The sequence below is a fragment of the Acaryochloris sp. IP29b_bin.137 genome, assembly GCF_028285745.1.
Taxonomy (GTDB): Bacteria; Cyanobacteriota; Cyanobacteriia; order Thermosynechococcales; family Thermosynechococcaceae; genus Acaryochloris.
In genome coordinates this window covers 1-9,684 of the sequence record NZ_JANQOP010000070.1, presented here as the reverse complement: position 1 = coordinate 9,684, position 9,684 = coordinate 1, and the positions used below count along the sequence as shown (strand labels likewise).

At 50.1% G+C, this 9,684-nt stretch carries 7 protein-coding genes; 4 read left to right on the top strand and 3 right to left on the bottom strand.

All coding sequences use genetic code 11. The features are described from left to right. From Q0991_RS05230 to Q0991_RS05220, 3 genes are all read left to right on the top strand, one after another. Nucleotides 1–1,300: MFS transporter (locus Q0991_RS05230; protein ID WP_299486152.1), on the top strand; the 1,300-nt coding region annotated here is incomplete at its 5' end. A 151-nt stretch (nt 1,301–1,451) separates the two neighbouring features. After that, the gene (locus Q0991_RS05225) at nt 1,452–2,132 is read left to right on the top strand and encodes a cobalt transporter (protein ID WP_299486151.1); all 681 of its coding nucleotides are present in this window, start codon (nt 1,452–1,454) and stop codon (nt 2,130–2,132) included. A gap of 16 nt (nt 2,133–2,148) precedes the next feature. Then, entirely contained in the window at nt 2,149–5,310 is a 3,162-nt protein-coding gene (locus tag Q0991_RS05220) for an efflux RND transporter permease subunit (RefSeq protein WP_299486150.1), read from the top strand. Nucleotides 5,311–5,797: 487 nt separating this feature from the next. On the opposite strand, the gene Q0991_RS05215 is transcribed toward Q0991_RS05220, so the two are convergent. Both Q0991_RS05215 and Q0991_RS05210 read right to left on the bottom strand, forming a co-directional pair. Continuing rightward, a complete protein-coding gene (locus Q0991_RS05215; protein ID WP_299486148.1) occupies nt 5,798–6,679 on the bottom strand; it encodes an NmrA family NAD(P)-binding protein in 882 nt (293 codons plus the stop codon). Nucleotides 6,680–6,739: 60 nt separating this feature from the next. After that, the gene (locus Q0991_RS05210) at nt 6,740–7,744 is read right to left on the bottom strand and encodes an NmrA/HSCARG family protein (RefSeq protein ID WP_299486147.1); all 1,005 of its coding nucleotides are present in this window, start codon (nt 7,742–7,744) and stop codon (nt 6,740–6,742) included. A gap of 119 nt (nt 7,745–7,863) precedes the next feature. Here Q0991_RS05210 and Q0991_RS05205 point away from each other — a divergent pair, with 119 nt between their 5' ends. Further along, the gene (locus Q0991_RS05205) at nt 7,864–8,790 is read left to right on the top strand and encodes a LysR family transcriptional regulator (protein WP_299486145.1); all 927 of its coding nucleotides are present in this window, start codon (nt 7,864–7,866) and stop codon (nt 8,788–8,790) included. Between the two features lie 484 nt (nt 8,791–9,274). On the opposite strand, the gene Q0991_RS05200 is transcribed toward Q0991_RS05205, so the two are convergent. Further along, nucleotides 9,275–9,684: TetR/AcrR family transcriptional regulator C-terminal domain-containing protein (locus Q0991_RS05200; protein ID WP_299486143.1), on the bottom strand; the 410-nt coding region annotated here is incomplete at its 5' end.

The window sequence follows — 9,684 nt, the reverse complement described above, 5'->3', positions numbered from 1 at the left end:
CCTCTACTCTGCCCAGACCATTAACCTGATTGGTGATGCCCTCACCTGGTTAGGACTGGCACTACTGGCCTTTGAACTAGTGGGCGAAAACGCTGGGGTAATTTTGTCCACCGCCCTTACTCTGCGAGTCACTGCCTTTGTGGTACTGTCGCCGCTAGCAGGCGTGATTGCTGACCGGGTAGACCGCAAGCAAATCATGGTGTTGACCCATCTGGCTCGTATGGTCATCGTGTGTCTACTGCCCTTCGTTACTCAGCCCTGGCAGATATACGTGATCGTGCTGGCGCTCAACGTGTTTTCTGCCTTTTTTACCCCCACCTACACTGCCACAATTCCCCTGGTGGCCGCTCAATCTGAGTATCCGCAAGCGATTGCCCTTTCCAGTGCCACCTATCAGCTTTTGGGTGTGCTTGGTCCTGGCTTAGCCGGAAGCCTCGCCGCGTTTGTGGGCACCCGACAGGTCTTTTGGCTCGATGGGCTGACCTTCCTGTTGGCCGCGATTTTGGTGGTCACCCTGCCGGGGCAATTGCGGGTCACCCAAAATCAGCAGGAGGCGAAAACCATGCGCCGCACCTGGCAGGATATTCGCACGGGCACCACTTGTTTGTTTCACGATCCACTGATTCGACATACGCTCTTGATGCAACTGGTCGCTGCGATTGTGGGGGCTGCGATTCTGGTCAATACTGTGGGTTATGTTCAGGGCACTCTCCAACTTGGCAAGCTGGAATATGGTTGGGTGATGGCGGCGTTTGGAATTGGCGCAACGCTTGCATCTTTGGGGTTAGGAAGTTTCAGTCCAACATTAAACAAGACAGTGTTGACCAGTCTCGGCGCAATCTTGATCACCGTAGCGCTCTTACCTGCTAATTGGGTGGGACTAGGCGGCTTATTCCTGTTATGGGCAATAGCTGGAATTGGACAAACCCTGGTGAATGTGCCCACCCAAACCCTGATCGCCGACCGAGTTGACAGGGACGTGCAAGGCCGAGTTTACGGTGCTCAGTTTGCTTGGAGCCATTTTTGGTGGGCCTTCTCTTACCCCCTGGCTGGGTGGTTAGGGGGACATTTCCCGGCATGGGCATTCCTGGGCAGCAGTCTGATTGGGATAACGTTTTGGGGCGGTGCTCATACCCTGTGGCCACCGACAAGTCATGATGCTGTCAGGAATGGCTTGTGGCACGACCATGAACATCGCCACGATAAACATCACCAGCACATACATTGGGCCAATTTAGCGGCTGATGCCCCCCACCGTCATCTCCACTTTCATCGCAACCACTTACCAGACCATCTCTGAGAACGATAGATATCCGCAAAGCTAACTGTTCTAGAGTCTTTGCTCTTTATATCTGGTTTTCATCCGCGACATTTCACCTGGATTTCATCTAGCCTGTGGCATTCTGTTGGGGATTTTGCTGCTTGCTGTCAAAAAATGCGAGGAGGTTTCCATGAAGCAGTTGCCCTTATTGAGTTCTATTTTGGCCCTGAGCCTGGCTGTGACCCCATCTGCTGCCCTAGCTCATGCCGGACATGGCGATGAGTTTCAAGCTGAAGGTGGCATCAATCGCGTCGAGGTCAACACTCAAACGGATTCGTTGCTCGGTATACAGGTCAGCCCGATTGAGCCTGCCGCTGACGGTAGTGGTAAAGTCATGATTCCCGTGACCGCTCTGGTCGAAGATAACGATCGGCAACTGGTGTTTGTACAGTACGAAAATTTCTATGAGCCAGTGCCTGTCACCACAGGAGCTACCCAAGGTGAAATGGTTGAAGTATTAGAAGGGTTGTCGGTTAATGAACAGCTCGTGACCGAGGGCAGCTTGTCTCTGTATGCGGAGTCCCGCAAAACTCAAACCACCGAAGCAGCGGCACCTGCGACCGCTGCGACCGATAAAACTCATGCCCAGGCCGATGCGGAAGGCACTCCACACAGCCATGACACAGATGGCAACATGGTCAAGAGCGATTCCAGTGAAACTGCCACCGCTAAAGAGTCTGGTGATATGCCTAAGGTTCTGCTGGCTGCTGTGGGAGGTGGCCTCGGGCTAACTGTCGCGGCAATCGCGTTGATCGGCAACGGTCGAAAAAAGAAAAGCACCTTGTCAGAAGATACCTCTTTCAACCGTTAGGGGAACTTCTGGATAGATGTTGAATGCACTTCTGAATCAAATTCTCAAAAATTCTATTGCTCAGCGGTGGTTTATTGTCGCGGGAGCCATTGTAGTTACGATTTGGGGCGTTTTTAACGTCACTCAAATGCCGCTGGATGTGTTTCCCCCCTTTGCCCCGCCCCAGGTGGATATCCAGGTTGAAACCGTGGGACTGGCCCCAGAAGAGGTAGAAACCCAGATCACCGTGCCCATTGAAAGTTCAGTCAATGGTTTACCTGGGGTGACGACGGTAAGATCGTCTTCAAAAGTGGGTCTGTCGATGGTCAGCGTGGTATTCGATCAGAATGCCGATATCTACCAAGCACGGCAAGCGGTGACTGAACGTTTGCAACAGGTCACTAACCAACTTCCCGACAATGCCCATCCACCTGAAATCTCACCGCTGGTATCACCGCTGGGCACGATTCTTCAGTATGCCTTCACCATAGACGGACAGGGGCAGGCATCCATGATGGATCTGCGCCGCCTGGTCGATGTCACCCTTAAAAACCAGATTCTCTCAGTCCCCGGCGTTTCCCAAGTGACGATTTATGGCGGTGATGAACGCCAGGAGCAGATCCTAATTGATCCAGCCAAGCTGAAGGAACGCAATGTTTCCCTCAATGAAGTCACCACTGCGGCTGCTGAAGCTAGCTCCAATGCACCCGGAGGTTTCTTGATCGGAGGGGGCCGAGAATTGCTGGTGCGGGGTATGGGTCAAATTCAATCCGTTGAGGACTTGCAGAGGTCGGTCGTGAAGACACGAGACGGCCAGCCAATTCTGTTGAAAGATGTAGCTACGGTAAAGACTGGAGCTGCCCTAAAACGGGGAGATGCTAGCCTTAACGGTCAGCCAGCCGTGGTGCTGATGATTAACAAGCAGCCCGCAGTGGATACGCCTACCGTCACCCACGCAGTAGAGAAAGCGATCGCTGATTTGCAGCCCACCTTTCCAGGCGATGTACAGGTGACCCGCACGTTTCGGCAGGCAAACTTTATTGACTTAGCCATTCGCAATGTCAGCGGCTCTCTCCTTCAAGGTGTGGTGATTGTATCGGTAATCCTGTTGCTGTTTTTGATGAACTGGCGCACGGCACTTATCACTCTCAGCGCCATTCCCCTATCACTGCTGATTGGCCTGCTGTTTATGAAAGCCTGTGGCCTTGGCATTAACACGATGACCTTGGGAGGGCTGGTGGTTGCCATCGGTTCGGTGGTGGATGACGCAATTGTGGATATGGAGAACTGCTATCGCGGTCTACGCACGAATCAAGCCCAGGGTAAGCCCAAACCACCTTTTCAGGTAGTGTTTGACACCTCAGTGCAGGTGCGGCTAGCGGTGATTTTTTCCACGGTGATTATTGTTGTCGTGTTTGCCCCTATCTTTAGCTTGACTGGGGTTGAGGGCCGCATCTTTGCTCCAATGGGGCTGGCCTATCTCTTTTCAATTCTGGCCTCAACGTTAGTGGCGATGACCCTATCGCCTGCGCTCTGTGCCATTTTACTAGCCAATCAGAATTTACCCCAGGAAGGCACGTTTGTGTCACGATTCGCCGAACGGCTCTATCGTCCACTGCTGGGGCTGTCGATGCGGGCACCTCAGTTCATCTTTGCCCTGGCCCTGGCGGCCTTAGTCGCGGTCGCGGCTATCGTGCCGTCCTTGGGACGGGTGTTTTTGCCAGAGTTTCAGGAAACATCTCTTGTTAACTCGATGGTCCTGTTTCCCGGCATATCGCTGGATATTACCAATGGTGCGGGCAATGCCCTAGCAAACTCCCTGAAGGATAATCCGCTTTACAAATGGGTGCAGGTACGGGCTGGTCGGTCTCCCGGCGACGCGGATGGTGCGGGGGTAAATATGGCTCATGTCGATATCGAACTCAGTGACCAAGCGTTGAAGGATCGAGACGCTAGCGTTAAGCAATTGCGAGAAGCCTTCCTGAAACTACCGGGGGTCGCGCCGAACGTGGGTGGGTTTATCTCCCACCGGATGGACGAGGTGCTTTCTGGGGTAAGGAGTGCGATCGCTATCAAAATCTTTGGCCCTGACTTGGCTAAACTGCGGAGTATTGGTGAGCAGGTACGCGATACCATCGAACCGATTGCAGGGGTGGTGGATTTACAGCTGGAGCCTCAACTGCCCATCCGCCAGGTACAGATACAGTACGACCGGGAAGCTGCAGCGGGCTATGGTCTGACGATGGCTCAGCTCTCCACCGTGGTGGAAACGGCCCTGAACGGTCGTGTCGTTTCTCAAGTGCCGGAAAATCAACAGTTGATTGACATTACCGTCGCCTTGCCCAAATCGGCCAAAAATAGCTTAGATGCCATCAGCGCGATTCCTCTGTCGGCCCCAACAGGGGAAGTGATTTCACTAGGTGATGTGGCTAATATTGGCTATGGCATGGGGGCAAATGTTGTCAACCGCGAAGATGTGTCCCGCCTAATTGTCGTGTCGGCCAACGTTGATGATCGGGATTTGGGCAGCGTCGTCGGCGACATTCAAGCTCAAATTCAAGAGAAGGTGCAATTGCCCAACGGCTACTTTATTCAGTACGGCGGGCAGTTTGAGGCAGAGCAAAACGCCACTAATAATCTGTTGGTGTACAGCATTCTGGCAGCGATTGCGATTGCGGTGCTGATGTTATTCTCCGTTAAATCCCTCCCAGCGACCGTGGCGATCATGATCAACCTGCCCCTGACGCTAGTAGGGGGCATCGTCTCCATCCTGTTGACGGGCGGTGTCATGTCAGTGGCTTCTCTGATCGGTTTCATCACCTTATTTGGGGTTGCCGTCCGCAATGGTCTGTTGCTGGTGGACAATTACAACCGCAAGTTTGCGGAGGGATTGCCGCTCCAGAAAGCGGTGGTCCAGGGTTCTCTGGAACGAGTAAACGCCATCCTAATGACAGCTCTAACCTCAGCATTAGGGATGTTGCCGCTGGCGATCACCAGTGGTGCGGGCAACGAAATCCTCCAACCATTGGCAATTGTCGTTTTTGGAGGATTATTTACTTCCACAGCCCTCACATTATTGGTGATTCCGGCCCTCTATGCGCGATTCGGTCGCTGGTTTATGCCCAAGCCTACCCGGACTAATCTGGAAGCAGCAAATGCCCATAACAGTGCATCCTTATCAAAGGTCATCGACAGATAGTGTTCCTTTATTCTGCTGAATTGAAGGCGGGATTGTTTTTCTTGAGAGGAGATGCAATCTCGCTTTTCAGTGAGCAAGATGAAACGTTTGATCATTAGATGTTTTTTCATCTGCTGTTTACGGTCAATCTCTGGCTGATTCCAGGGCGGTATATTAACGAATGTTTTCTTAGCGGATTCCAATATCTTGATCTAGAGGCTATACAGGGAAAGGGCTTTAGGTAAAAGCGCAACTTTCTGTGCGAATGCGCCCGCTGGTCCCAATTAGACCATTTTGGGTCTCTCAGAGCAGCAATGGAGCATGTCCTGCATCTAGCGTCCTGAATAGTATGGCGACTGCCATGCTTCAAACTCACTTTCTGAGACTGATGGCGGGTTTACCTTAACCGAAGTGTTGGTGGCCTAGAGCTACTGTCCCAGTCATGTTTCCTATTGAGGCGACCACCGATCATGTTCTGTCTTTAAGTTGCACTTACCCTCACACAACATCAAGCAATCAAATGATTTCGATGTCGTTTAGCGAACGTCTGCCAAGTCATTGGCTTACGCCCGGTAATTGCTGCAAAATTATTGAAGGTAGCATCAGCATTAGGAATAGCATCTTCGTTATTGAGCTTGAATTGTGTATAGACACTGTTGATATACGCTGGATCAGCCTCAGCAGCTAACGAATTTTCCAAAAACTCCTCTGGCGGTCGAGCCTCGGCAGTGAAGTTTTGGCCTGTCACCTGGGTAAAAATCTCTGCAACCTCATCAAAGGTCTTAGCGTCGTAACCTAAGGGAATCACTTGTCCCGCATATTTCTCTGGCTCCCTTAGAGCATGGGCAACCACTAAGGCCAAGTCATCGCAGTCAATCCAGCTCCAGCGAGCACGGCCAGCAAAATGGCGAATGACGGTACCATCCAACCATCGGAAGCCGGGGCCAGTTATGTTTTGCATGAAAGCTTCTGGGCGTAAGTGAGTATAGCTAAAGCCTTTCTTCTCAATATAGGCTTCCACCATTTGATGCCATCCCCAGTGGGATACTTCATTCGTGGGTGCAGTGGATGCACCAATATGAACAATATGCTGAACACCTGTTGTTTGGGCTGCATCCAAAAATCGCTTACTCTGACGCAACATATCGACGGTATATCCGGTTAAGAGCAGAGCGCGATCAATGCCCTTGAGTGCAGGTTCTAGGGTTTCGGGCTCATCTAGATCGAGAATAACCGTTTTAATGCCTTGATCCTGGAAAGTCCTTGCTTGTTCTGGGGAACGAACTGCGGCAATGGGATTACTATCTCCCTCCAGTTGGAGTTGTCGTAGCGCTTCACCTCCAACTTTCCCGGTTGCACCTACAACAAGAATATTCGGATAATTAGTCATGATGTTTTTGTCCTTATGAGTATATTGAATCGTTCTAGCTATCTCGTTAAATAACTAGCGTTACTTACTGCCAGTGATTGGATCTTTTTGCACTGCACGGGCTTCACCCTTCCAGTTAGTTTCTTTTAGCCAATCTGCAAACGAACGTAGACCAGGGTGGAGTTGTCTCAGGAATTCATAGTCACGGGGGGCGGCGTACCCCTCTCGATAGAGCCTAAAGTTATTGACAACGTCATGGGCATTGGGAATCCCGGACGACAAATAGGCTTCCAATGTGGGCGGATTGTATTCAGCTGGAATGCCTGTCACCAGAGTGAAAGTGTCGACGACATTAGACATCGGTAATTCTTCGGACGCAACACGCAGCGTTCTACCGCCCCAAGTCTTTCGGTCAGATAGCATTATGGTTACGAAGGTACCGATATCATCCAATGCAACCATCTGCCAGGGCGCATCACCCGAAAGTGGGCCAGTGAACAGTAATCCTTCTCGGCCATCGGAGAGCGTTCCAGATTCTGGTAAAAAGATGGATTGAAAGTTCTCAAAGTAAGGGGCTGTTACCAACACGCTGACGTGATTGGAGTACCAACCATCATCGACCTGTTGCATGTATTCATCGGAGCGTCGCCAGTCGATTTCGTGCTCGACCGCTGCCTTTGCATCATAGTGAGGGAGCATTAATAGACCACCAGATAGTGAAGCTACTGCATCTAAGGATGAGTAGATGAAGTGATCCACACCTGACTGTCGAGCTAATTCAAGAGCGCGAACCCCCTGCTCCTTTTCAACGGTAAAACTAGCTTCTGCCCAAAAATTAGTATTGCAAAAGACAGCGGTTACATCTGTCATTGCTTGCTGAAGGCTAGCTTCATCGTTGAGATCGCCTTGGCGAATAGAAACTTTCCCCTTCCCTTGTTCAACGAGTTGCTGCGCTGTTTCACTATCGGGAGAGCGCGAAAAAATGGCGATTTGCCAATCAACACTGTCCTGAAGCAATGAACGGACAACCGCTTGTCCCATTGCACCTGTCCCGCCAATTACCAAAGCTGTCTTTATCTCTGACATATACGATTGCCCTTTCAAAACCCTTTATTCTCATGGCTCCAGCGGATTTACCGCGTTGCCATATTTCGACTATAAAAGGGCTGTATTATAATGTCTAATTCATGATAAATATAAATATTATGAATTCAGTGCATAATCAGATCGATCTCAATCTACTCCATATCTTTGAAGCTGTGATGATGGAGTTAAATGTTAGCCGTGCTGCTGAACGATTAAATATGACTCAACCTGCTGTGAGTCATGCGCTTCGAAGGCTCAGACGCATTACTAATGATGAACTGTTTTTGAAAGTTCCGAGCGGCGTGAGTCCAACGCCTAAAGCTCTAGAACTCTGGGGACCGATTCGTGAGGGGCTAGTGCATATTCGACTAGCGCTCTCGCCACCTTCATTTGAGCCCTCTTCATCAATACAGACGTTTACATTGGCAATGGCTGATTACTCGGCAGCTCTTTTTTTACCAAAGTTGCTACCAATTTTGGCTCATTCCGCACCCAATATAAATATCCGCATCGTTCCGAACACAAACATTAATGCGGCGAAGCTGCTCGAACAATCTGAAATTGATCTGGCCATGGGGCGATTTTATCGCTCGACTGTTCGGCTCAGAGTGCAGGAGATTATTGTTGATCGCTACATCTGCATCATGCGCAAAGACCATCCTTTAGCCCATAAACGACTGACTCTCAAGCAATACATCAAGGCTGATCATCTCCTTGTAACTTTAACTGGAGAGGCAACAGGACTGGTTGATAAACAACTGAGGGAGATGGACTTGAGTCGCCATATTGCCCTAACGGTTAATCAGTTTACGCTGGTTCCTGAACTGATTGCAGGTTCTGATTTAATCTCAGCAATGCCTCTCCGTATGGTGGAGCGGAGTCCTTTTAGAACGGACTTACACATCACTGAGTTGCCTCTCAAAATAGCTCCTGCTTTCTTGCAAATGATGTGGCACGAGCGTAGTCAGGTCGATCCAGCCCATGAATGGTTAAGGAGTCAACTGTTTGAAATTGTTCAAGATTTACCAACTGTCACAATCCCTTAAGAGGACAGAAGTAGATCTCCCCCTAGATCGTTTTCATCTAACGTTCATGTAATTGTTGTTGTGTCTGTACTGGGTCTTTTTCACACCTTATCCATAGCTGTCTGGAAGTAGACAACCTACTCTCGAACACATGACTATGACTTAATCGAGCTTCGTTAGCCGCTCAAAACTAAGCCCAGCAATGCTTACAATGCCTAAGCAACGGCTAAACCAAAAGTGTCATTTCCTTGAAATCTATGCCTGAAAAGGGTTCTAAGGATCTCAATACTTTGAAAATCGTCAAAATTAGCGTTTGAAACCCAGTCTGTCAGATCGTTACAGCCTTAGCGTTGGTTCTTGTTCCGATGCCCCAACAAACCCAACTGGGTGACGACCAGAATTGCTTGCGAATGAAGGGAGACTTTATCTCAAAGACTCCAATTTTCTGTTCGAGTCCCCTCGCTTGTCCGCGTAGGTTCCACATAACTGATGAGTTCCTGGACGTTTAGGATGTCTGGTAATGGTCCAAAAACATTTCCACGGCAGCCTTGACAGCCGAATTCCGTTCCCGTGCTGAGATAGGCTTCTGTCCTGCCATCAACTCTGGCCAGAATGCGATTTCCTTAATCAACCCACAGAACTGAGCGGCAGCCTTTTCTGGATTGCTAATCTTTAAGCGGCCATCCTTAGTCCCTGCTTTAAAGAAAGTAATCATGTCCTGCCTCAACCGGGCATGTGCCTTAAGGGTGTTGTGTGCCCACTCAGGGGCCTGAATAAAGCGAGAAATCACCACCCGCGACAGTTTCATGAAGTCTCTGCCAGTGATGGTCATAGCAAACGTTTTCCCAATTGCAAGCAACTGTTCATCCAAAGGCTTCTCTGCAGAATACTCGTGGGATGGCATCTCTCCCACTC